A 22,991-nucleotide genomic window follows, 5' to 3' on the forward strand; every position below is an offset into this window, starting at 1 on the left:
TCGGTGCCAAAGACGCGTGGGATGGCCCAGGTCCAGGCCGGAACAGGCATAGGAAGAGAGGCCGGGCCAGTCAGGAACTCATCGACTGTTGATTAGCCGAGGCAGGTGGACCCGTGCACGGCCGGAAAATGTGATCAAGGGCGCGATTTTCGCGGTGACCCGCGAGGGTGGCAATTGCTCTCGACGTGCGTCGCAGCCTTCATCGCGAGAATGCGGTGTTGCATTCAATGCGATTCATCCTGATTCCGGGCTCACAATCCGAGCTTGGTCACCGCGTTGTCTTCCAGGGGGTTGGCGGTGCGGATGTAGCCGTGAACGGTGCGCGGGTTGGTCCAGCGTCCCTGACGCATGATCTCGCGGTCGCTGGCGCCGCCGAGCGCGGCCTGTGTGGCGAAGCCGGCGCGCAGCGAATGTCCGGAGAACAGGTCGGGGTCCAGCCCGGCCCTGGCGGCATAACGCTTGACAAGTTCGGCGACCGCCCGCCCGGACATGGCGCGGTCGCCGATCGCGCCGTGCCGGTTGACGGTGGGGAAGAGAGGTAGATCCGCGTCGGTGAGCGTGGTGCCGGTGAAGCCGTGGCAACGGTGGATGTCGGCCGATCTCGCGGGAAGGTCGGCGAGCCAGGACCGGACACCGATAGTCCCCGCAGCGGCGTGTGTTTCGCGTAGGCGTAGCCAGTCGGCGAGGGCGCAGACCGGGCAGGTCGCGGGACGGCGGCCACGGGGGAGCGCCACGCGCTGTTCGGCCGCGCCGGTAGGGTCGGTCTTCGTCGCGGGCAGCCGGATCAACAGAATCGGTTCGCCGGTCGTGTGGTCGAGACCGACTTCGACGTCCCCGATGCGCAGACCGGCCAGTTCACTGCGGCGAAGGGCGCCGGCGAAACCGACGAGCAGCACGAGCGAATCCCGGCGCCGGGCGGGTTCGGCGGGCCAGCCCGGTTCGGGTAGTCCGCCCAGCAGTTGATCGAGAGTATGCAGCAGGACAGGGCGTTTGCGGCGGGGTTGCGCCCGCCGGGTGCGGCGGATGCCGCGCAGCGTCAGGCGCACCACATCGGATCGAGTCGGTGACGGCAGGCCGTTGGCCGCGTGCACCGCGGCGATCGCGGCAGACTTGCGTTCCAAAGTCGCGGGACTGAACGCCCATTCGCCGCCGGCGCGGCGGGCGTCGGCCGCCGCCGCGAGATAGACGGCCACGTCGAGCGCGTCGGCAGGCAATGCCTGACGCCCCTCGGTGGCACACCACGCCGACCACGCCACCCAGTCGGCTCGATAAGCGCGCAGCGTGTTCGCCGACTGCGACGCTTCGAGATACCGCCGCAGCGATCCGGCTTGATCGTCATCGAAACGGTCACGCACCAGCCGCAGTGCCGCCGCATCGACCAGCACGCTGCGCACCCCACGGCGCAACTCGGTGCGCACCGACTCCGGAACCGCGACCACACTGGATCGATCGTCCATGGTTCGGGCTCCCGCGTTCCTAACGATGACGGACTTGTTCGCGCCACGACTTTCGGCGCAGGAACGCCAGCCTACGGCACCGAAGCGGCGGCACTTGCGGAGTCTGTCGAGTGACAATTCGCCTGTGTTAGTGCCGTCCGATGCGCGTTGGCGCACGGAAACACCATGCGTCACAGTGACGTTATAGGTCCGTTCGATCAGGTGTTGTCACCGGCCGCGCCGACGCGGCCCAGCGATCCGGTCATGCCGTGAAGAGTCAGGGCGTGCGAACTTTCGGCTGCGGAATCGGCCGGGCTTGCGATCCGCGATCGGTATGCAGGATGCCGCCGGGCACCGGCTCGGTTCCCTCGTCGACGTCGGCCTGGCGCATCCATTTCGGCAGCGTCACCGGGTGGATCCCGAAATCGGCGGCGATCTGCTCCAGGGTCATCTCGGCGTTGCGAGCGACACGGCCGACGTCCTCACGAAGCTCGCGGGGGATACGGCTTTGGGCAGAGGGCATCCTTCGGCCCGTCCCGACAGGCAAGCCACTTCGGTTATCACCTATCCCGGCAGATCAGATGAGAACTGACATTTGAAGTCAGCAGAGGGGGTACCCAGTTTTTCGCTCTTTTCGTGGCGGTTTAGTTACGTCACTCCTAACGCTACGAAACGTAATTATCGCAACGGTAGCCGGACATGAAGCGTCGTCCTGACCACCGATAAGGTTCACTTATCGGAGGTCAGAACTGGAGGGCTGATTTCGGAGACGACTGGACCTGGAGTGGTCCCGTCTCGATGAAACTGGCCAAGTATCAGTGAATCTGACGACCGTAAATGTGTATCTGGCCAATGTCTCGAAATTCTCGGCCACTGTGGCATGATCACCCGCGATCTGGCGTCGACGAACGGCATGGACGGGGTGGTGGGCGTGACTGGCGGGGGTTCTGATGTGCGCGTCGAAGGTTGGGGGAGTTTCGAACCAGAGATCCGAACGACTGCGGGGGTTGTGCGCGGCAGGTGGGAGAACGCAGTCGCGATCTTCCGGGGCATCCCCTTCGCCGAGTCACCATTCGGCGCGCGTCGGTTCGCGGCTCCCGTTGCAGTACAGCGGTGGGATGGTGTCCGCGACGCGCTGGAGTTCGGTCCACCGGTTCCCCAAGCGAGCCATCGAGGTTCGGTGATGTCGTCGGTGTCCGGCAGCGCCGATGATGATTCCGCGGACTGTTTGACGCTCAACGTCTGGTCACCCGAGCTCGGTACCGCCCGGCTGCCGGTGATGGTGTGGATCCATGGGGGCCGATACCTCGAGGGCGCCGCCAGCAACCCGCACCAGGACGGTGCGACTGTCGCCGCGTGCGGTGTGGTGATGGTCAGCATGAACTATCGAGTGGGCGTGGAAGGTTTCGCCCACATCGCCGGAGCCCCGGACAACCGCGGCATTCTCGACCAGATCGCAGCCTTGCGGTGGGTACAGGACAATATCGCCGCGTTCGGCGGCGATCCCGACAACGTCACTGTGTTCGGCCAGTCCGCAGGAGCTGGTTCGGTCGCGGCGCTGCTCGCTATGCCCATGGCAGCGGGGCTGTTTCGTCGTGCGATATCGCAGAGCCTGCCGGGCACGTACTTCTCCCCACGGCTCGCCGGCGCGATCTCCGCGACGATCGCCGCGGAACTCGGTGTGCGCGCCACCGTCGATGAGCTCGCCGGCATCCCGCCGCGTGCGCTGATCGAGGCGACCGACGCGGTGATTCGGAAGATGCCCGAATTCGTCGAATCATGGGGACCCACGGCGCTGACGCCTACGCCGTTCTCACCGGTTGTCGATGGCGTCGTACTGCCTGCTGCGCCATGGCATGCGCTCGCCAACGGTGCCGCGCGGGGTATCGATCTGCTCATTGGACACACCCGTGACGAGTACTCGCTGTTCAACGCCCGGCGCGGCACAGAGATGACCGATGAGCAGGCGACCGCCGCACTCGAACGTCTCGCGCCCGTCTCGGACAGCAGCGGCGGATACCGCGCCGCCTACCCGGAGGCCGCCCCTGAACAGCTGTATGAGCTCGTCAACTCCGACTGGCTGCTTCGGATGCCGAGCCTGCATCTCGCCGACGCCCAACACGCCGGGCATGGACCCGTGTGGCTCTATGAACTGTGCTGGAGCTTCCGCCGGGATCAGGGTGCCTCGCACAGCCTGGACATGCTGCTTGTGTTCGGCACGCTCAGCGCCGATGAGGTGCGTGGCCACCCCTTGGCCCACCCGAACGCCGCGAATGAGGTCCTGGAGGTCTCCTATCAAATGCGCAGCGACTGGGTGCGTTTCGCGACCACCGGAAACCCTGGCTGGGCGTCCTACGATCCGGGAAGCCGATCCACTCGTGTCTACAGCGCCCAGCCGACTACCGAGCCTTATCCCGAGGAACGCTCACGCCTTATCTGGCATACACACCGGTTCGACTCCCTGGACCTATGCCAAAGCGTCGGAGCGGGAGGTGGTCGGTGACCAGTCAGGGGCATGGTCTGCACCTGGTGCCAAGCGGGGTAGCGGCGGAGCCAGTTCGAGGGTTCGAAGTCGGCTTCGTCGATCCAGAGGTTGGAGAGGTCCGTCGCTTCTGCCGGACGCCACGGCGGTGGCGTCCGAGCGGGTGGCGCCGATCCGGTCGATCCCGTCGTTTCAGGGGCAGCGCAACCGTCCAGCAGAGCTGCATCGAACCGCAGCCGTGGGTCACCCCGACGCTGTCATGCGTGAAGCCCTGTATCCAGCGGTGGACTACACCTGCTTGTCACGGGCCGAGGAACAATCGTTCGTACGGCAGGCGGGGCAGCGGTAGATGTCCGCCCGGCTCGGCGGCGCGTGGGCCATCCACTTCGGGTCGGACGCCGGTGCGGAGGTGTCACAGCAGGGCGGCGACCTTCTTCGCCGTCTCCTTGGCTGATCCGGGGTTCTGGCCGGTCACGAGGTTGCCGTCGACCACGGCGTAGGACAGGAACGGCAGCTTGCCTTTCTCGTAGCGGGCGCCGCGCTTTTTCATCTCGTCCTCGGCGTTGTAGGGCACGAGCTTGTCTACGCGGATGAGGACTTCCTCCTGCCAGGCAAACCCGGTCACCCTGCGACCGGCGACAAGGTGGGACCCGTCGGAGAGCTTGGTGTTGAGCAGGCCGCAGTAGCCGTGGCAGACCGAGGAGACGATGCCGCCGCGCTCGTAGATCTCCCGGGTGATGCGCTGCAGGCCCTCGCTGTCGGGGAAGTCGTACATCACCGCATGCCCGCCGGTGAAATAGATGGCGTCGTAGTCGGCCGAGTCGATCTGGTCGGGGCTGACGGTGTTCTCCAGCAGCGCCATCCGTGCCGGATCGGCACGCCAGGCTTTCGCGGTCTTGTCGTAGTTGGGGAACTTCAGTGACCGCGGTTCCAGGGGAGCGGGGCCGCCCGCCGGGCTGATGATGGTCTGCTCGAATCCGTGCTCTTCGAAGACCTGCCAGGCGTGGGTGAGCTCGGACAACCACAAACCGGTCGGGTGGGACGGGTCGTCGTAGTGGCCGACGTTGGTGACGACGTTCAAGATGCGTTTGCTCATGGTTGGTCATCCTCCTGAATGTTTACATTGCGTACATTAGCGAGGCTAGGGCGGGATGTGAGCACTGTCAACACCCGTGTCGGTGTGAGTGGGCACACTCTGGGCGGCGCCGGCCTACTGTGTGCGCGCGGAAAGGATCGCGGCGAACGCGGCGCGCACTCGATCGGCCACTTCGTGGCTCGACTCCGCCGGGAGCTTGCCGTCCAGGTGTAGGTATGCCATGCCATGGGCCAGCGCCCACCATGCCGAGGCCAGCGCCTGGGGGTCGCCGTCCGGGAAGACCTGCTTCATCGCGAGTTGTACGAGATCGTGGATTTCCGCTGCCGCCTGGACCCGCTCCTCGTTGCCCTCGTCGCAGGCGTTGCCGAACATCAGGCGAAACAACGCCGGTCGGCGCAGGGCGAACTCGACATAGGCGACCGCCAGCTCGCCGAGCCCCGCCGCCGATGTCGGGAGCTCGCGTCCGTCGCTCAGGTCCGCCTTCAGGTCACGTAAGCCCTGCACGGCCAGGGCGGACTCCAGGGCGTCGCGGTCGGCGAAGTGTCGATAGGGCGCGGTCGGCGACACGCCTGCCTCGCGAGCGATGGCACGCAGCGAGAACGGTTCGCCGACTTCGAGTAGGTGCATCGCCGCCGTCAGTAGCGACGCCCTGAGGTTGCCGTGATGGTAGCCACTCCTTTTCGCCGAAGTTGACATCGCTTACATCCCTTTCTAGGCTCATGTTAGCAATGTAAACTTACCGCATTCAGGAGCGGCGATGCCATCAACAGCCCCCATCCCTGCGAGGTCAGGCGGCGCGGAGCGGACTTCACCGGTCTTCGCGCCGTTCACCCTCCCGAACGGCTCCGTGGTCGCCAACCGGCTGGCCAAGGCCGCTATGGAGGAGAACATGGCCGCATCCGGTCAACTCCCCGACGAGTCCCTGTTCCGGCTCTATCGACGTTGGAGTCGAGGCGGGGTCGGACTGATCATCACCGGCAATGTCATGGTCCACGCCGAGGCGCTCACCGGGCCGGGCGGAGTCGTCCTGGACGCGGAGTCGCCGCTGGAACCGTTCCGTCGGTGGGCCGTCGCCGCGAAGAGCGGCGGCGCGCGGGTGTGGATGCAGATCAACCATCCCGGCCGGCAGGTGCGCGCGGACATGCCCGGCGTCGCCTGGGCGCCGTCGGCGATCCGTGTCGATGTCGGCAAGAACAGCAAGCGATTCGCCGACCCGGTCGAGATGACCCCGCGGCAGATCGAGGAAACCGTGCAGCGCTTCGCCGAGACGGCGCGTCGGGCCGAGGCGGCCGGGTTCGACGGTGTGGAAATCCATGCCGCCCACGGCTATCTGCTGTCGCAGTTTCTCTCGCCGCTGACCAACCGGCGCGCGGACCAGTGGGGCGGCAGCCTGGAGAATCGGGCCCGGCTGCTGCTCGATATCGTGCGTGCGGTGCGGGCCGCGGTCGCTTCCGGCTTCGCCGTCGCGGTCAAACTCAACTCCGCCGACTTCCAGCGCGGCGGCTTCGATGCTGACGACGCCGCGACCGTGCTCGCGATGCTGGCCCCGCTCGGCGTCGACCTCGTCGAGCTCTCCGGGGGCAGCTACGAGGCCCCTGCCATGACCGGCCAAGCCAGTGACCAGCGGACCCGAGCCCGCGAGGCCTACTTCCTCTCTCTCGCCGAAGAACTCGCGGCAACCAGCCCGCTGCCACTGATGCTGACCGGAGGTGTCCTCCGGCGACCGGTGGCCGAGGAGGTCCTGGCCGGCGGCATCGATCTCGTCGGCATGGGCAGCGCGCTGGCCGTCGACCCTGACCTGCCGAACCGGTGGCGCCGGGACGCTGACGCCAAGGTCGAACTCGCACCCGTCGAGATCAAGGACAAGGCTGTCGCGTCCGCCGCGAGCATGGCCCGAGTGCGACAACAGCTTCGCCGCCTCGGCGCCGGACGGCGCGCGCGTCCCGGGATCAACCCCAAGGTCGCTCTCCTCCACGAGACCGTGCTCCAGCGTCGCGCACTGCGCCGCTACCGCACCTGGCTGAACAACCGTGCCGCGTAAGGCCACCGGCCCCTTTCCCGGCAAATCGATCGCATCCCCATGCCTCCGGCAATATCCTGTTCCACGCGCCGATCCGCCCCGTGTTGATCTTGCGCCTCAGCTCGAACAGATCCACCAACGCGTCAGTGGCCACTGACGAACGTGAAATCGAGTGTCGGACAGCCGCTTACCACGATTCGATCAGCGGGGCGGCATGCTCCTGCCGCTGCCATTCTTCGGTGAGGCGACCGAGTCGGTCCGGCGCGGCGATGGCGCGAACGCCTGCGATCTTGTCGTCACGCATCTCCAGGATCACGACACCCACGACGCGGTCGTCGAGCCTGGCGAGCATGGCCGGGCAGCCGTTGACCACGGCGGCATGGATCGAGGGCGAGCCGCCGGCGAGTCTCCGCTTGGCCGGAGACGGTTTGAAGCCGGCCCGCACCACGCCGGCGATCCGCTGCGGGGTCGAGTACCGGATCAGCTTCTCGGCCAGCCCCAGCCCGGCGCCGTCGGAGATGCCGGTCGCGTCGTCGGTCAGCAGCGCCAGCAGCCGTTCGGTCCGGCCCGAGGAGGCGGCGTCGACGAACGCCTCGACGATTCGGCGCGCCGCGGCTCGGTCGACGTCGGTGCCGTTGCCCGCGGCGGCGATTCGGCGCCGGGCTCGGTGGGTGTGTTGCTGACTGCCGGCCTCGGTGATGCCGAGAATCTCGGCGATCTCGGCGTGGCTGTAGGCGAAGGCCTCGCGTAGCACGTAGACGGCCCGTTCGATCGGCGACAGACGCTCCATGAGCGTCAGCACCGCCAGGGTCACCGATTCGCGCTGCTCGACGGTGTCGGCCGGACCCAGCATCGGGTCACCGTCGAGGAGCGGTTCGGGCATCCAGGCGCCGACCGCGCGTTCGCGGCGCACCTTCGCCGAACGGAGCCGGTCGAGCGCCAGATTGGTGACGATCTTGGTCAGCCATGCCTCGGGCACATCGACGTACTCCTGGTCGGCGGCCTGCCACCGCAGGAACGCGTCCTGCACCGTGTCCTCGGCATCGGCGGCCGAGCCGAGCAGACGGTAGGCGAGGGAGGCCAGCCGACTGCGGCTGGCCTCGAAACGCGCCACGGTGGCAGTGTCCATGAGCACGACCCTATGCGGCGACCACGTGGGGCGAGTGCTCTGCGGTGGTGGCCGAGCGATAGTGGCGACTCGGCTTTCCGAAGGTCGGGTGGCTCACGCTCCAGGCGGCAGTCCGAAGGATCGCCGACTTGACGCGCGCGGCCGTCCCGCCGCACAGGGCCCACGACTTCGCACGTGCGTCACCGTCGACCAGCTGGAAGATCCCATCCTTGCGGCCGAGACTGATGTGGTTGCCGACATACGCCAGCGAGGTCGTCGAGACCTTGCGCCCGGTCCGGTCCCCGATGATCGCGGCGGTCGCCTGCATGCTGGTGAATCCCGCGGAAGCGCAGGACATCGGCAACGGCCGACCGTTGTCACCGATGACGAAGACGCTGTCACCGGCGACGTAGACGTCCGGGTGGGAGACCGACCGCATCTGACGGTCGACCGTGATCTGGCCGTTGGCCACCACCTCGAGGCCGCTGGCGGCGGCGATCGGGTGGACGGCGAAGCCTGCGGCCCACACGGTCGCGTCGGAGGCGAAAGCGGTGCCGTCGGCGGCGACCGCTGCCGCCTCCTCGACGCGCTCGATGGTGGTGTGCTGGTGGACCGTGATATCGAACCTGTCGAAGGCGCGCAGCAGGTGACGGCGAGCCTTCGTGCCCAGCCAGCCGCCCAGTTCGCCGCTGGTGGCCAGGCCGACCCGAAGGCCTGGGCGTGATTCGGCGATCTCGGTGGCGGTTTCGATCGCGGTCAGATTGCCGCCGATTACCAGCACCTTCCCGTCTCCGCCCAGCTCGTCCAGGCGTGCACGCAGGCGCAGCGCGGACGGCCGCGCGGCCACGGGGAAGGCGTGCTCGTGGACGCCCGGAACGCCGTGGTCGGCGGCAGCGCTGCCGAGCGCGTAGAGGAGGGTGTCGTATCCGAGCCGCTCGACGCCCTCGGCGTCGGCGACTGTGACACTCCGGTGCTCGACGTCGACGTCGGTTACCCGCGCCAGTCGCAGCTGGATGCCGGTACCCGCGAACATCTCCGCCAGCGGCCGGTGGCGGAGATCCTGCCCGGCGGCGAGCTGATGCAGGCGCAGCCGCTCGACGAAATCGGGTTCGGCGTTGACGACGGTGATCTCGAAGTCGTCGGAATGGAGTTGGCGCGCCAGGTATCCGGCGGAGAAGGCTCCGGCGTATCCGGCCCCGAGGACGACGATGCGGTGCTTCATGGTTCGCTCCTGTCTGGTTCGCGTGCTCCCTGAACGAGACAGCTCCCCAATCCCTGACAGCATCGACCAGTGACGTGAGTCACTCCCGAAACTCGCATGACCTCACGGCTGTCGGGCGGAGAAGGCGATCCGTTCGCCGAAGGAAGCTGCTGGTGCTGTCCGCGTCCCCGGCGGCCCCACCGGGGGCGGGCTGCGCCTGTCCGGCACTCCAGCCTCACCGATCACGGTTCCAGTCCGGCGGCAGTCAGGGTGAGGTGCCGGGCCAATGCGTCGGCTGCGGCGTCGGCGTCACGGGCCAGTGCCGCCTCTTCCAGACGGCGGTGTTCTTCGAGGCCGTCGCGGTCGGGGTTGCGGCGGGTCGACCAGCGGCGGGTCAGCTCGCTGGCGGTCCACAGCCGGTCGAAGGTCTCCAGTAGGACTGGGTTACCGCAGCCCTCGACCAGGGCGCGATGAAAGAGCCGGTGTGATTCGGACCATGCCTCGCTGTAGTGTTCGCCGTCTCCCAGTAGGTACACCGGAGTGCCGGCCAAGCGGTGGTGGGCGGCTCGCACGCGAGCCTCCCAGTCCAGGTCGCCGCGCTCGATGGACATACGCAAGAGGACTGGCTCGATAGTCCGGCGGGCCTCCGCGATCTCCTGCCATCGGCGGTCGGAGAAGGCGGGAACGGCGAAGCCGCGGTTGGGTAGCCGGTCGGCGAGGCCCTCGCCGACCACCCGCACCAGCGCCTCGCGGACGACGGCAAGGCTCACGTCCATCTTCTTCGCCAGATCCTGCGGCTTGAGGGCCTGACCGGGAGCGTATTCTCCGCGCATGATCGCGCCCCGTAGGTGCGCGTAGACCTGCTCGGAGAGCATCTTCTTTCTGGGTGAGTCCGGAGTGCGCGATGTCCGATGCATACTCAGATAATAGATCATCTAGAGAATAATCGATTATTTTTGTACTGTGGATGTCGGTAGATGAACGGAAAGAAGACACCGATGAGCGCCAACGACCCCTTCGCCCGCCTCCCCGAGGCGGCCTCCTTCACCGTCACCAGCACCACGGTCACCAACGGCGGCGCTTGGCCGCCCGCGCAGTTCTCCTCCGGCGTTCCCGGCGGGAAGGACGTCTCCCCGCAGCTGTCCTGGAGCGGCGCGCCGGAAGGCACGGCGAGCTACGCCGTCACCGTCTACGACCCCGACGCTCCGACCGGGTCGGGATTCTGGCACTGGGCGGTCGCCGACATCCCGGCCACCGTGACCGAGTTGCCCGAGGGCGCCGGCGACGACACGGGGGCGGCTCTGCCGACCGGCTCCTTCCAACTGCCCAACGACGCCCGCGCGGCCAGGTTCAGCGGCGTGGCCCCTCCGCCGGGGCACGGACCACACCGATATTTGGTCGTGGTGCATGCCCTCGACGTCGAATCCATCGGCGTGCCGGTCGATTCCACCCCGGCCCTGCTCGGCTTCGCCATGACCTCGCACATCCTCGGCAGGGCGGTTCTCATCGCCACTGCGGAAACGCCGCCTGCCGAAGGGAAACCGGCAGACGCCGAACGGGTCGAGGTCTCCCGGCTCATCCCCGCATCCCCCGATGCCGTCTTCGCGGTGCTGACCGACCCGAAAGGGCACGTGGACATCGACGCATCGGGAATGCTGATCGACGCCGAAGGGAAGCCGGTCGAGCGTCCCGGCGACCGATTCCTGGTCCACATGGATCGCGAGGCCCTCGGGGACGTCCCCCTGGGCAGGTACGAGGTCGAGGTCGTCATCACCAGGCTCGTTCCGGACGAGGAGATCGCCTGGACAGTCGAAACCGGTGGCCGCCGATTCGGCCACATCTACGGCTACCGGCTGGCACCGGCCGAGGGCGGCACCCTCGTCACGTCGTATTGCGACTGGTCACAGATCGATGAGAAGTGGAAGCAGCGGCTCAGCTTCCCGGTGGTTCCCCGGTCCTCCCTCAAAGCCACCCTCGGGATCCTCGAGCGCACCGTCCGCCGCCGAGCCGGCCTCTGACCACCGGGACCGCCAGACCCGGCCGGTGTGGGGCACCGTCCTCGACCGCGGCAGGGCAAACATCCGGCGCAGAACTGGAAGTCGTTGTCCGCGAAGGCATGCTCTCCGGCGTGCTCGATTTCGGCGCGCTGGGCGCTGGCGATCCGGCGACGGATCTGGCTGCTGCATGGCTGATTCTGCCGGTGGGCAAGTCCACGCCGTTCTTCGATGCCTACTCCGCTACTGCGGCCAGCCGGTGCCGAAACGTGACGTGAGCGCGTGAGCGCCTCCAATCCTTTCGGCCGCGCGGCGGATAGGGTCGCTGGTCAGCTCACGCTGGTCGTTGACCTCGTATTTACTGAGCCAGGACGGCCGCCGCACTGCCTGAAGTGCGTGATACGTCCTCGGTGGGGAAGCGAGGTTGCGCAGAATCGAACGCTACGATCTGGCCGTGTCGAAGGTGTGCAACTATCCGGGCTGTACGCGCCCGATTCCGAGCGGAGCAGGACCCGGTCGTCCCTCGGAGTACTGCGACCGGCCCGACCACACGCGCTGGCGTGCGTGGCGCGAGCGGCAACGGCAACAGCAGGAGGCCGAGACTGCGGCCACTGCTGTCACTGTGACGCAGCCGGGGCCGGTGACCGTTGCGCGATTGCGGGCCGATGAACTGCTCACCCAATTCCGGGGACTCGCCGAGCAGTTGAACACCACGCTGAACGCCGCGGTCGCGGAGTTGTCCACGCTGGCCGACCCGGCGGTCGCGGAAGCCCAGGTGCAGGCGGTTCAGGTGGACGCGGCGCGGCGGATCGCCGAGGCGGAAGGCGCGGCGGTAGTGGCCGAGCAGGCGCGGCGGGAGGCGCAGGAGGCGAGGGAGCTCGCCGAATCCGCCGCCGACGACGCGGCCGGCGCCGCCGAACACGCCGAAGGGCTGGTCGCCGAGGCGAATTCGGCCCGCGACGACGCGCTGCGTGAGGTCGAACGCGTCACCAAGCAGGCGGCCGATGACGTGTTCGCCGCACGCAGCGCAGCGGAAGCCGAAGTCCGCACCGTGCGCCGCGAGTCCGCCGAACAGATCGAACGCATCGAAAAGCAAGCCGCCGAACAAGTCGAGCGCGGCGAGCGTCGCGCGGAGACCGACATCGCACACGCCCGGCGTGAGGCGGAAGCCCTGGTCGCGGCCGCCCATTCCGAGCGCGATCTCGCCGTGCAGCGCGCGGCGGACGCCGAACGAGCGGCCGAACGAGCCGAGCGCGCCGCCGCGGAGCGCGCCGAAGCCGCCGACGAAGCGCGAGCCGAATGGCGCCGAGTACGCGCCGAACTCGACACCACCCGCGCCGAACTCGCCGAAACCCGTCGCGCCGCGGCCGCCGAACTGGCCGCCGTCCGCGCAGAGGCCGCCGCGACTGTCGACAAGGCGCGCGCGGAAGCCGCTCAGCGGCTCGAAGCGCTGGACGAAGCTCGCGTGCAGACCCTCGCGCGCGCCGAACGCGCAGAAGCCCAGCTCGACGAACTCCTCGCCGAAGCTCGCCGCAAATCACCCGCTACCGAGCCCGACCGGCGCGACGACGCCTGAGCGGGCGCAGGGCTTCCGTACTAGGCTCTCGGTGCATCTCGGTGCATCTCGGTGCATCTCGGTGCATCTCGGTGCATCTCGGTGTGCGACGTGTGCGACGTGGAGGAGGAGTCGAGCATGGCCGTCATCCATCGGACCACCATGGTTCCCACGAAGATGGAACTGCTGACCTCGTGGCTGCCCGGCCGCGCGTGGTACCGCGGTGAAAAACCAGCGGATCTGCACAAAGCCGGTGGTTTCCGGCTCGATGACCCGGACGGGGAAGTCGGGATCGAATTCGTGGTGATCACCGATCACTCCGGCGCGCAGCCGCACACCTATCACGTGCCGCTGACCTACCGGGGCGCACCGCTGCCGGACGCCGCCGAGGCGCTTGTGGGCATTTCCGAACACGGTGTCCTCGGCACCCGGTGGGTGTACGACGCCACCCGTGACCCGGTCGCGGTGGCCCAGATCGTCTCCGCGCTCATCGGGAACGCGCGGCCTCAGGCCCAAAGCGAGAGCGACACGCCGGACCCCTCGGTCACGGTACACGTCGCGGATACGCTCTCTCTCGCAGGAGGTTTCGGTCCAGCTCGGGATGGATTGTTCTACACCGACATCCCGGTGGGCGATCGGATCCTTCGTATCCATCGCCTTCTGCAAGTGCCGGTCTCGCCTGTGGAGTCGGCGGTTGCCGGTCGGGTCGACGCGTGGTGGCGGCTCGACGACACCATTGCCACCGGCGTATTCATCAGCCTGACTGCGTAATTCGAACGGAGCGGTGTGCCCGCGCGCACGACGAGGATCGGGATAGGGCAAACGAGCCGCTAACCGCGGCTCTGGTCATATCATGTAGCTATGCCCGAAAACGGAGTCGAAGGGCGTACGGAACCACTGGCCGGGGCAGCCCGGCAGACGGTACTGGTGGCCGGTGCCTGCTCGATGATCATGGGTGTGGCCCTAGCGGTGTGGCCGCACAAATCGCTGCCGACAGCGGAACTGCTGTCCGGCGGCTACCTATTGCTCAACAGCGCCCTACAACTGGTCGTGGCGCTCGGTGCCCGCTTCGTGACCCCGCTGCGGATGCTGGTGCTGGTCAGTGGGGCGCTGTCGGCCCTACTCGCGGTGCTCTGCTTCGCGGGCGGGAATTCGGCTCCGCTGCTGTCGTTCTGGATCGGATTGGCGTGGGCGATCCGCGGGATCTGTCACGCCACCGTGGCGGTCTGGGTCGATGATCTGCCCGGGCGCGGACGGCAGGAGTTGTTCGGGCTGATCACGCTGGCACTCGGTCTACTGGTCGGTTCGGTGTCGTTCGAGTCACCGGACACGCTCGGCTGGGTGGCCGGATCGTGCATGATCGCGATCGGGACGCTGGAGGCCTTGTTCTCCGTGGGCTCCCGCCGCGACACGGTCGCGCTGCCGGGGATGGTGCCGACCTTGCGCTTGGATGGCTGATCTCGAGGTGGCGAGCAGGATGCTATCCAGGTTGACTGGGCGCCATGGCATCCCAGCAATCCGAGCTCCGGTCGCCCGCGGAACTCATCGTGGTCACCCATGGCGCCGGTACCGCGATCACGCCGATCGCTCTGAGCGACAGTCACAGCGCGCAAGCTCGTCTGACGGAACTACTTCCGGCCGGGAGCGAACTGGTGCGCATCTTCGGACCGGCGAACCGCTTGGAGCGCAGGCTCGCCGGCACCTCACGCCTGGAGACCGGAGCGGAGTATCTCAACTACTTCTACGTCCGCGGTGTCACCGGCCGACTCGACGAACTGGCCGAGCGGTTGCGGACCGCGGACGACATCGCGGCGGCATATGTGAAACCGCCCGCCGAGCCGCCGATAGCGCCGGAAGGCGCGCGAGCGATCACCGGCCGTTCCGCCGCCGAGGCCCCGCCGGTCACGCCGGATTTCGCGGTGCGGCAAGGATATCTGGATGCCGCCCCGCAGGGGATCGACGCTCGGTGGGCGTGGACGGTGCCGGGGGGCCGCGGGACCGGTGTGCGAGTGGTGGATGTCGAGGGCGCGTGGCGGTTCACCCATGAGGACTTGCAGGTCAACCAGGGTGGGGTGATCGGAGGCACCCCGTCACCGGAGCAGGGTTGGCGCGACCACGGCACGGCGGTCGCCGGAGTGATCAGCGGTGACGTGAATGCCTACGGCATCACCGGGATCGTGCCCGAAGCGTACATCCGCGCGGTGTCGATCTTCGGGTCCGGATCGGCGTCCGCGATCCGCTCGGCGGCGGACGTGCTCAACCCCGGCGATGTGATGCTGCTCGAACTACATCGGCCTGGCCCGCGTTTCGCCTACGCCAACCGGCCGGATCAGCGCGGCTATATCGCGATCGAATGGTGGCCCGACGACTTCGCGGCGATCAACTACGCGGTCGGTAAAGGCGTTGTCGTGGTGGAGGCGGGAGGCAATGGCGGCGAAGACCTCGACGCCGCGATCTACGACTCCCGCCCCGCGGAGTTCCCGAGCACGTGGCGCAATCCCTTTCGCGGCGGCGAAGCCGACTCCGGTGCGATCATCGTCGGAGCCGGCGCACCGCCACCCGGCTTCCATGGCCGCGACAACGGCACGGCCCGCTCCCGCTTGCCGTTCTCCAACTACGGAAAGCGGGTCGACGTGCAGGGCTGGGGCCTGGAAGTCACCACGACCGGGTACGGTGACCTGCAAGGCGGTCCGGACGAGGACCTCTGGTACACGGACGTGTTCAGCGGAACCTCGAGCGCGTCCCCGATCGTGGTCGGCGCGGTCACCAGCTATCAGGGCATGAGTGCGGCGGCGGCCGGACGCAAGACCCCTGCGGAAGTGCGCGCCCGGCTGCGGGAAACCGGATCACCGCAAACCGATGCCGCTGATCGGCCCGCATCCCAGCGCATCGGCAACCTGCCGGATCTGAAATCGATGATCCTGCCCCGGTAGGCCGCCGGGGTCGGGATACTCGACTCGATGCGTGCAGCCGACCGATTCCATAGGCCGCAATCCACTCATAAGATAGTTGATGGAAATGGAATCCGGACCGAGTCGAGCGGCGACTCATCGCCTGCTGGTCTCCGCCGCCGAATCGGCAGGTCCGCGAGGAAGGTTCGAACCGCCGCGTTGACCGAACTGGCCGACGGGCGTGGCCGCCTCCGCCGTCACGCGGGTGACGTCCATCAGCACCAGCGGAAAGCCGAGCGGCGGCGAGGTGGACAGCCCGTCTTACCCGCTGCCGGTTCTCCGCGCATAGCCGCAATCGGTCGGTCGCACCGCACTGATCAGTCCACGCGCGCGGCGAGCAGCAAGTCGAGCAGCAGATCGGCGAATTCGGCAGGTGCGTCGGTGAATCCGCTGTGCCCGCCCGGGAATTCGGTGAGCGGAATGTTCAGCTGCTCGGCGAGCGCTTCCGCGGGACGGTGGGGGAGCTTGCCCTTGCTCTCTCGTCCTGCCCCGAGCACAAGGCGGTCGCTGACCGGCGCCAAGGCCGCGACGTCGGGGAGATGGGAGGTGATCGTGCGCAACTCGTGCGCCATGTTGCGCGGCGCGTTGGCGTGCAGGCGTTCGATCATCGCCGCGGCGCGCGGGGAGAGTTCGGCGGGATCGGGCATCCGCACACCTCCGCCGATGCCTTCGAGGAAGCGGGCGCCCGCGGCGGCGAGACCGTCGGTGACGAACAGTTCGTACACCTCGTCGACGAACGCTTTGTGCTCGGCGGCATCGGGCAGCACCCCGAAGGAGGGCGGCTCGTGCGCGATAACCAGACGCAACCGCTCGGGATGCCGGGCGAGCAGGTCGAGCGCGACCACCGCCCCGCCGCTGCCGCCGAACACGTAAGCGTCCTCGTCCTCGGGGGTGAGGTGCTCGAGGAGCAAGTGGGCGTCCTCGCTCTGCACCTCGACCTCGATGTCGGCCGGTGGGCCGGGGTCGAGCACACTGCGCGAGTAGCCGCGCGGGTCGATGGTGACCACGGTGAAGTGTTGTGCGAGTGGCTCGAGGATGGGATCGAACACCGCCGCGTCGCCTCCGCTGCCCGGCAGCAACAGCAGCACCGGCCCGGCGCCGCTGACCTCGTAGTACAGAGTGGCTCCCGGGACTCGCAGGGTGCCGGATCTCATGATTTCTCCTTGTCGGTCGGCCACTGCTCCAGGGCGACGTGCAGGGCGTCGATGATGCGTTCCCAGGACTCGGCGGTCGAGCGCGTGTGCCCGAAGCCGCCGGTCGCCTCCAGAACGCTGTATCCGTGGAAGGTGCTGCGCAGCAAGCGGACCGCGTCGGTCCGGTCGGGTTCGGCCAGACCGTAGGCGCGCAGCATGCCGTAGGTCAGCTCGATGGCGTGCAGCGCGCCGGTCGCGGTGGGCGTCATTTCGGGATCGAACGGAAGCTGGGTCGCGGCGTAGCGGCCGGGGTGACGCAGGGCGTAGTCCCGCCAGGCGTGGGCGTAGGCGGCGAGCGCATCACGTCCGGCGCGACCGGCCACGGCGGACGCGATCAGTTCGGTCTTCTCCGTAGCCGCCAGAACGGACACCCGCGCGCGGAGGTCTCGCAGATTCTTCACGTGCGAGTACAGGCTGGCGTCCTGGACGCCGAACTTCTTGGCCACCGCCGACATGGTGACGTTCTCCAAGCCGATTTCGTCGGCGAGATCGGCCGCGGCCCGCGTGATCCGATCCGCGGTCAGTCCCGCTCGGGCCATCATGTGCACACCTCCTCGCTCTTGGATTCCTAGTTTCTATCCTAGAACCCTTAGGTTTTGCAATCGGCGTCGCGGGCTCGGCCCTTCTCGTTCGCGGCGGGCCACCTGGGTCACCTGTGAGTGGTTAATTGCTTAGCGCAAGTAAGCACGCTATAGTTGCGTAGCACAAGCAACTAATTCTCGCGCTGGGAGTGGGCATGGCGGTATCACCCGATGCGGCTCGGAGCCTGATAACTGAGCTCTATTTCATGGGCCGTGCGATGCGCGCTGTTCTGTCGCACCCGGAAGAAGGGCACCTGCTTCCGGGTGGCGTCGGCGTGCTGGGGTCCCTCGAGGCCAGGGGGCGATGCCGGCAAGTGGATCTGGCCGTGGACTTGTGCATCAGCCCATCGACACTGAGCAGGCATGTCGCCGAGTTGGTGAGTTCCGGCGACATCGCCCGCCATGCCGATCCCAGCGATGGCCGGGCCACCCTCATCGAAATCACGGACCAAGGACGCGATCTGCTGCGACGCATCCGAGTGTCGCGGGCGCGGGGATTGCAGGCCGCTCTCGCCGATTGGAGTGAGGACGAGGCCGAGCAGGCCGTCGTGGTTGTTCAGAAGCTCAGGAATTCACTGGCCGCAGTCGCGCATCACACCGCGGTGGGCGGGAGCGAGCCGGTTTCGACAGAGAGTCAGGAAGTAGATGTCTAGTTCAGTCGAGTCGGTGACGCGACGCGACCCCTCCGCGATGACCCACCGCGAGGTCCTGGAAGCGATGACCGGGCTGCTGGCGGCGTTGTTCACGGCGCTGCTCAGCACGACGATCGTCTCGACCGCGCTGCCGACGATCATCGGCGAGCTGGAGGGATCGCAGACCGCCTACGCCTGGGTCATCACCACGGCGCTGCTGGCGAACGCCGCCTCCACCCCGATCTGGGGGAAATTCGCCGACCTCTTCAACAAGAAACTGCTGGTCCAATCGGCCATCGTGATCTTCGTCATCGGCTCGATCATCGCCGGACTCGCCCACACCGTGCCGATACTGCTGGCCGCGCGCGTCGTCCAAGGCATCGGCATGGGCGGGCTGACCGCGCTCGTCGTCGCGATCATCGGCTCCATCGTCGCCCCACGCGAACGCGGACGCTACTCCGGCTACATGGGCGCGGTGATGGCGGTCTCGATGTCCGGCGGCCCCATCCTCGGCGGCGTCATCGTCGACAGCCCACTCGGCTGGCGCTGGTGCTTCTTCGTATGCGTGCCACTGGCCGTGATCGCACTGGCGCTGCTGCAGCGCACCCTGCGGCTGCCCACCGAACGCAAGGACGGCGTGTCGATCGACTGGCTCGGCGCCGCGCTGCTGACCGCCGGTGTCTCGGTGCTGCTGATCTGGGTGTCCTTCGCCGGGAAGGCGAACTACTACGCGTGGATCTCCTCCGAGTCGGCGCTCTACGTCGGCGCCGGTGTGCTGCTGCTGCTGGCGACCGTGTGGGTCGAGTCCCGCGCCAAGTCGCCTATCATCCCGCTGCCGATCGTCACCGAACCCACCACAGGCCTGGCGATCATCGCCTCCATCGCCGTCGGCGTCGGCATGTTCGGCGCGACCACCTTCCTGGGCCAATACTTCCAAACCGCACGCGGCTACTCCCCGACCATCGCCGGTGTTCTGACCATCCCGCTGGTCGCGGGCATGCTGATCGCCTCGGTCGGCTCCGGCCAGCTCATCACCCGACGCGGCAAATGGAAAAGCTTCGTCGTCGCCGGCGCCGCGCTGCTGGTAACCGGATTCGCGCTGCTGTCCACCATCGACCACGCCACCAACCTGTGGCAGGTCGGCGCCTACATCACCATCGTCGGCCTCGGCGTCGGCATGATGATGCAGAACCTGGTCCTGGCCGTACAGAACACCGTGAGCGTGCACAACATCGGCGCCGCCTCCAGCAGCGTCGCCTTCTTCCGCACCTTCGGCGGCGCCATCGGCGTCTCGGTGCTCGGTTCGGTGCTGGCCAGCCGGGTCAGCGAACTGTCCGCGGAGGGATTCGCCAGGCTCGGCGTGCGGACCGGCACCACGGGCGGTGGCAATCTGAATCTCAATGCCTTGCCCGCGCCTATCGCGACCATCGTGCGCGCCTCCTACGGTGACGCGACCGGGCGGATCTTCCTCATCGCCGCCGCCGCGACGGTCGTCGCGCTCATCGCGGCGGCGTTGCTGCCGAACCGTCCGCTGCGCCGCACGATCGACATCGATCCCGCACTCGACCCGACCACGAAAAACTCTGCGGTGCAGGATGATCCGACTGCCACGGACGACATGGCCGCACTGGATGCCGAACTGGACGCATTCGCGGAGTCGAGCTGGGAGGAAAACCAACTCCGGGAAGGCGCCGAGCGGGTGTTGCCCGAGCCGGTCCCAGCCGCGTCGATCGGGCGGCATGCGGTGGTAGAGCAGAACGGTCGTGTGTACCGGATGGCCGCGTCGTCACAGAACGGTCAATCGACTGGCGGCTTGTCGGGGTCGGACTTCGATGGTGGGGCGTTGGGTGGTCGTGTCCATCGTGAAGACGGTCGTCCGGTGCCGGGTGCGGTGTTGACGTTGGTTGATCACGGTGGCCGTCAGGTCGCGCGGGCGAACAGCGCTGCTGATGGTGGTTATGCGATCACCGCGCCGGAGACGGGTGACTATGTGTTGATCGTGTCGGCGATGGGGCACCAGCCGACCGCGGTGAACGTGCCGGTCGGCCAGCGGCCCCATCGCCTGGATCTGACCTTGGTGGGCTCCGGCGAGTTGTCGGGTGTCGTTCGTACCGCCGGCCCCGGTGTGCCGCTGCCGGGTGCGACCGTCACGTTGACCGATTCGCGTGGCGAGGTGGTCGGGTCGGCTGTCACAGGCGGCGACGGCACCTACGTATGTCGCGGTGTGGTCTCAGGTGTCTATACCCTGGTCGCGGTCGCTGAACATATGCGTCCCAGTGCCACCACATTGACGGTGCCGGACAGCGGTGTCTTGCGTCATGACATCGAGTTGGCCACGATGGCGGTGCTTGCCGGCTCCGCGTGGGCCGAGGGCAGCCGAGCGGTGCCGGATGTCCTGGTCAGTGTGCTCGACGCCGCGGGGCAGGTGACCGCCACGGCACGCACCGACGAGAACGGCCGGTATGTCGTGACCGATCTGCCCGAAGGGCAGTACACCGTCGTTGCGCGCGGTTATCCGCCGGTGACCGGGCAGGTCACCGTGTCCGGTGGCGAGGTCGCCCACGATGTGCGGCTCGGTTACGAGATCGAGGATCGTCGATGAGCGGATTGACCGGTCGTGTTCGCACCGCACAAGGGTGGCCGGTGCCGAACGCGGTGTTGACAGTGACGGATATGACGGGGCGCCAGATCGCCCGTGCGGTCGTCGACGAGACCGGGGCGGTGGGCACTGAGCTGTTGCCCGCGGGTGTTCATACCGCGGTGCTCACCGCTGTCGGGTTCGAGCCCGTAGCCCGGACCGTGCGGATCTCTCCAGCAGGGACGGGTGTGCTCGGGGAGATGGTGTTGGCGCCGATCGCCGGGACGGTGGCGGCACCGCCACCGGGGCCGTGGACGATCGATCCGGTGCATTCGACGGTGATCGCAACGGTGCGTCATCTGGGTATAGCGAGTATCAAGGCCCGATTCGCCGAGGTGAGCGGGCGGCTCGATATCGGTGAGCCGTTCGAGCGGTCCACCGGACACGCGGAGATCAAAGCGGCGAGTATCGATACCGGTATCTCCGCGCGTGACAATCACCTCCGTTCGCCGGAGTTCTTGGATGTCGACACCTATCCGCTGATCGCATTCACCGGCAGCGGGTTGCGTCGTACCGGTGGTGACACCTGGGTGATGCCGGGTGAGCTCACCCTGCACGGGCAGCGCCGTCCGGTCGATCTCGAGGTCACCTACGGTGGCTTCGGAGCGGATCCATGGGGCGGCGTGCGTGCTGCTTTCCACGCCGAAACAGTGTTGCATCGCAACGATTTCGCGATCGATTACAACGCGGTCGTGCGCGCGGGAGTGGCCGCCGTCGGCACCACCGTCAAAATCGACCTCGACATCGAAGTCGTACAAGGCGAGCAGCTACCCGCGATCTAGCCGGCTGCGGAGAAATCATCTGCGCTGGGTCGATGAATTTCGTTCGTGCACATCGTCTGCATTCCGAAGAGGGAACCGACTGCACGAGGAGAACCCATGACCCATCTGCCGTCCGCGGTCACCGCGCGGACCCTCGACGTCCCGGGTGCGCACCTGTACTACGAACTGCGTGGCGCGGGCCCGCTGGTCGTACTGGCGGGCGCGCCGATGGACGCCGCCGCGTTCGCGCCGTTGGCCGACCTGCTGGCCGTGGACCACACCGTGCTCACCACCGACCCGCGTGGGCACCAAGGTTCCACGCTGAAGGACGCCGAAGCGGACTCGACGCCGGAACTGCGCGCCGACGACCTCGTCCGGCTGATCGCGCATGTCGACGCCGGGCCCGCCGTGGTCTTCGGTTCCAGTGGCGGTGCGGTGACCGCGCTCGCACTCGCCCGGTCTCGTCCTGATCTCGTCACTACGGCGATCGCGCACGAACCACCGATCAACGCGCTGATCGCCGACCGGGACGCGCATCGAGCCGCGACCGACGACCTCGTCGCCACCTATGCCCGAGGCGACGTGCTCGGCGCTTGGCGGAAGTTCTTCGCGGCCGCGAACATTGCGATGCCCGAGCCGGTGCTCGAGCAGATGTTCGGCCCGGAGCGCGACCCGCGGCAGCTGGCCAGTGAACGTTACTGGTTCGCCCACGAGATCCGCGGCACCACCACCTGGGAACCCGATATCCGCGCCCTGCGCCACGCGTCCACTCGTCTCGTCATCGGTATCGGCGCGGAATCCGCCGGGCAATTCTGTGATCGCACCTCGCGCGCGCTCGCCGCGGCGCTCGACCTGACGCCAACGCTGTTCCCCGGTGGACACACCGGATTCGTCGACGATCCCGGCGCCTTCGCCGACCGGCTGCGCGAAATCCTCGACAAGTCCTGAATCGGCTGGAGTCGCCTGCGAAGTCTCGGGATCCGGCTCACAACGTGAATCTGCGGCCCTTCGCGGCCCACTCGCCGCGGCCGCGCGGCGTGATGGCCCAGCGGCCGCGGTGCTGGCAGTCCATGATCAAACCGCGCGACTGCAGGCGCAGCAATGCGCTGCGCACCGACCAGGCGGTCAGCCGCGCCTGCTGCGCCAGCTGCTCCACAGTGAGCAACCCGCCCGGCGCCAGCACACCCAGCACCGCGAAATCGGCGGCAGTCCTGGGGCGTCTCATCATGTCGCGGCCCTTTCCCTCGAGGAGAAGGCAGCCCGGGACCGACATCGGCGCGGTGGCCCGGGTTGCCGAATCGACGGTAGAAGCCACACCGATACCGCCGCCCACATTTTGCGCG

The 22,991-nt window shown here is 67.6% G+C and carries 21 protein-coding genes and 1 pseudogene; 12 read left to right on the forward strand and 10 right to left on the reverse strand.

What is annotated here, in order from left to right:
* Positions 1-251 precede the first annotated feature (251 nt).
* Together ACWESM_RS34170 and ACWESM_RS34175 are read right to left on the reverse strand one after the other, a co-directional pair.
* Positions 252-1,457: a site-specific integrase gene (locus ACWESM_RS34170; protein WP_355074040.1), complete on the reverse strand. Its 1,206-nt coding sequence runs from the start codon at positions 1,455-1,457 to the stop codon at positions 252-254.
* 256 nt (positions 1,458-1,713) lie between these two features.
* Positions 1,714-1,959, reverse strand: coding sequence for a hypothetical protein (locus tag ACWESM_RS34175; protein ID WP_452495291.1), 246 nt, complete (start codon positions 1,957-1,959; stop codon positions 1,714-1,716).
* Between the two features lie 357 nt (positions 1,960-2,316).
* On the opposite strand from ACWESM_RS34175, the gene ACWESM_RS34180 reads away from it, so the two are divergent.
* On the forward strand, positions 2,317-3,939 hold the full coding sequence (locus ACWESM_RS34180; protein ID WP_452495293.1) for a carboxylesterase/lipase family protein: 1,623 nt from the start codon (positions 2,317-2,319) through the stop codon (positions 3,937-3,939).
* A gap of 391 nt (positions 3,940-4,330) precedes the next feature.
* Here ACWESM_RS34180 and ACWESM_RS34185 read toward each other — a convergent pair whose 3' ends face one another.
* Together ACWESM_RS34185 and ACWESM_RS34190 are read right to left on the reverse strand one after the other, a co-directional pair.
* On the reverse strand, positions 4,331-5,014 hold the full coding sequence (locus tag ACWESM_RS34185) for a type 1 glutamine amidotransferase domain-containing protein (protein ID WP_355074036.1): 684 nt from the start codon (positions 5,012-5,014) through the stop codon (positions 4,331-4,333).
* Positions 5,015-5,128: 114 nt separating this feature from the next.
* Positions 5,129-5,710 (reverse strand): TetR/AcrR family transcriptional regulator, encoded by a 582-nt coding sequence (locus ACWESM_RS34190; protein WP_355074034.1) that lies wholly within the window; start codon positions 5,708-5,710, stop codon positions 5,129-5,131.
* A 61-nt stretch (positions 5,711-5,771) separates the two neighbouring features.
* On the opposite strand from ACWESM_RS34190, the gene ACWESM_RS34195 reads away from it, so the two are divergent.
* Positions 5,772-7,055 carry an NADH:flavin oxidoreductase/NADH oxidase family protein gene (locus ACWESM_RS34195; protein ID WP_397277939.1) on the forward strand — a complete coding sequence of 428 codons (1,284 nt, stop codon included), beginning with the start codon at positions 5,772-5,774 and terminating at the stop codon, positions 7,053-7,055.
* Between the two features lie 166 nt (positions 7,056-7,221).
* Here the strand turns inward: ACWESM_RS34195 and ACWESM_RS34200 are convergent, their stop codons facing one another.
* The 3 genes from ACWESM_RS34200 to ACWESM_RS34210 all read right to left on the reverse strand — a co-directional run bounded on the left by ACWESM_RS34200 (position 7,222) and on the right by ACWESM_RS34210 (position 10,260).
* Positions 7,222-8,163 carry a sigma-70 family RNA polymerase sigma factor gene (locus tag ACWESM_RS34200; RefSeq protein ID WP_452495296.1) on the reverse strand — a complete coding sequence of 314 codons (942 nt, stop codon included), beginning with the start codon at positions 8,161-8,163 and terminating at the stop codon, positions 7,222-7,224.
* A 10-nt stretch (positions 8,164-8,173) separates the two neighbouring features.
* Positions 8,174-9,364 carry an NAD(P)/FAD-dependent oxidoreductase gene (locus ACWESM_RS34205; RefSeq protein WP_452495298.1) on the reverse strand — a complete coding sequence of 397 codons (1,191 nt, stop codon included), beginning with the start codon at positions 9,362-9,364 and terminating at the stop codon, positions 8,174-8,176.
* Positions 9,365-9,585: 221 nt separating this feature from the next.
* Positions 9,586-10,260 (reverse strand): GntR family transcriptional regulator, encoded by a 675-nt coding sequence (locus tag ACWESM_RS34210; protein WP_452495300.1) that lies wholly within the window; start codon positions 10,258-10,260, stop codon positions 9,586-9,588.
* An 81-nt stretch (positions 10,261-10,341) separates the two neighbouring features.
* On the opposite strand from ACWESM_RS34210, the pseudogene ACWESM_RS34215 reads away from it, so the two are divergent.
* The 6 genes and pseudogenes from ACWESM_RS34215 to ACWESM_RS34240 all read left to right on the forward strand — a co-directional run.
* A pseudogene (locus tag ACWESM_RS34215) lies at positions 10,342-10,869 on the forward strand (YbhB/YbcL family Raf kinase inhibitor-like protein); the annotation flags it as partial.
* A 392-nt stretch (positions 10,870-11,261) separates the two neighbouring features.
* The gene (locus ACWESM_RS34220) at positions 11,262-11,615 is read left to right on the forward strand and encodes a phosphotransferase (RefSeq protein ID WP_397277931.1); all 354 of its coding nucleotides are present in this window, start codon (positions 11,262-11,264) and stop codon (positions 11,613-11,615) included.
* Between the two features lie 362 nt (positions 11,616-11,977).
* Positions 11,978-12,913 carry a coiled-coil domain-containing protein gene (locus ACWESM_RS34225; RefSeq protein ID WP_364426463.1) on the forward strand — a complete coding sequence of 312 codons (936 nt, stop codon included), beginning with the start codon at positions 11,978-11,980 and terminating at the stop codon, positions 12,911-12,913.
* A 117-nt stretch (positions 12,914-13,030) separates the two neighbouring features.
* On the forward strand, positions 13,031-13,663 hold the full coding sequence (locus ACWESM_RS34230) for a maltokinase N-terminal cap-like domain-containing protein (protein WP_397277927.1): 633 nt from the start codon (positions 13,031-13,033) through the stop codon (positions 13,661-13,663).
* A gap of 90 nt (positions 13,664-13,753) precedes the next feature.
* The gene (locus ACWESM_RS34235) at positions 13,754-14,350 is read left to right on the forward strand and encodes a DUF308 domain-containing protein (protein WP_355074023.1); all 597 of its coding nucleotides are present in this window, start codon (positions 13,754-13,756) and stop codon (positions 14,348-14,350) included.
* Between the two features lie 44 nt (positions 14,351-14,394).
* The gene (locus tag ACWESM_RS34240; RefSeq protein ID WP_364426456.1) at positions 14,395-15,825 is read left to right on the forward strand and encodes a S8 family peptidase; all 1,431 of its coding nucleotides are present in this window, start codon (positions 14,395-14,397) and stop codon (positions 15,823-15,825) included.
* Positions 15,826-16,160: 335 nt separating this feature from the next.
* Here ACWESM_RS34240 and ACWESM_RS34245 read toward each other — a convergent pair whose 3' ends face one another.
* Both ACWESM_RS34245 and ACWESM_RS34250 read right to left on the reverse strand, forming a co-directional pair.
* Positions 16,161-16,997: an alpha/beta fold hydrolase gene (locus tag ACWESM_RS34245; protein WP_397277921.1), complete on the reverse strand. Its 837-nt coding sequence runs from the start codon at positions 16,995-16,997 to the stop codon at positions 16,161-16,163.
* Complete coding sequence (locus ACWESM_RS34250) at positions 16,994-17,578, reverse strand: TetR/AcrR family transcriptional regulator (protein ID WP_364426450.1); 585 nt, start codon at positions 17,576-17,578, stop codon at positions 16,994-16,996. Before ACWESM_RS34250 ends, ACWESM_RS34245 begins: the two co-directional genes overlap by 4 nt.
* A 257-nt stretch (positions 17,579-17,835) precedes the next feature.
* On the opposite strand from ACWESM_RS34250, the gene ACWESM_RS34255 reads away from it, so the two are divergent.
* The 4 genes from ACWESM_RS34255 (at position 17,836) to ACWESM_RS34270 (ending at position 22,596) form a co-directional block, all read left to right on the forward strand.
* Positions 17,836-18,270, forward strand: coding sequence for a MarR family winged helix-turn-helix transcriptional regulator (locus ACWESM_RS34255; RefSeq protein WP_397277919.1), 435 nt, complete (start codon positions 17,836-17,838; stop codon positions 18,268-18,270).
* Entirely contained in the window at positions 18,263-20,851 is a 2,589-nt protein-coding gene (locus ACWESM_RS34260; RefSeq protein WP_452495305.1) for an MFS transporter, read from the forward strand. The genes ACWESM_RS34255 and ACWESM_RS34260 overlap by 8 nt, the downstream gene beginning before the upstream one ends.
* Positions 20,848-21,669 (forward strand): YceI family protein, encoded by an 822-nt coding sequence (locus tag ACWESM_RS34265; RefSeq protein WP_397277915.1) that lies wholly within the window; start codon positions 20,848-20,850, stop codon positions 21,667-21,669. Before ACWESM_RS34260 ends, ACWESM_RS34265 begins: the two co-directional genes overlap by 4 nt.
* A gap of 96 nt (positions 21,670-21,765) precedes the next feature.
* Complete coding sequence (locus ACWESM_RS34270) at positions 21,766-22,596, forward strand: alpha/beta fold hydrolase (protein WP_397277913.1); 831 nt, start codon at positions 21,766-21,768, stop codon at positions 22,594-22,596.
* Positions 22,597-22,633: 37 nt separating this feature from the next.
* On the opposite strand, the gene ACWESM_RS34275 is transcribed toward ACWESM_RS34270, so the two are convergent.
* Positions 22,634-22,876 carry a MarR family transcriptional regulator gene (locus tag ACWESM_RS34275; protein ID WP_159929549.1) on the reverse strand — a complete coding sequence of 81 codons (243 nt, stop codon included), beginning with the start codon at positions 22,874-22,876 and terminating at the stop codon, positions 22,634-22,636.
* Positions 22,877-22,991: the final 115 nt, after the last annotated feature.

Source organism: Nocardia sp. NPDC003999 (assembly GCF_053604885.1).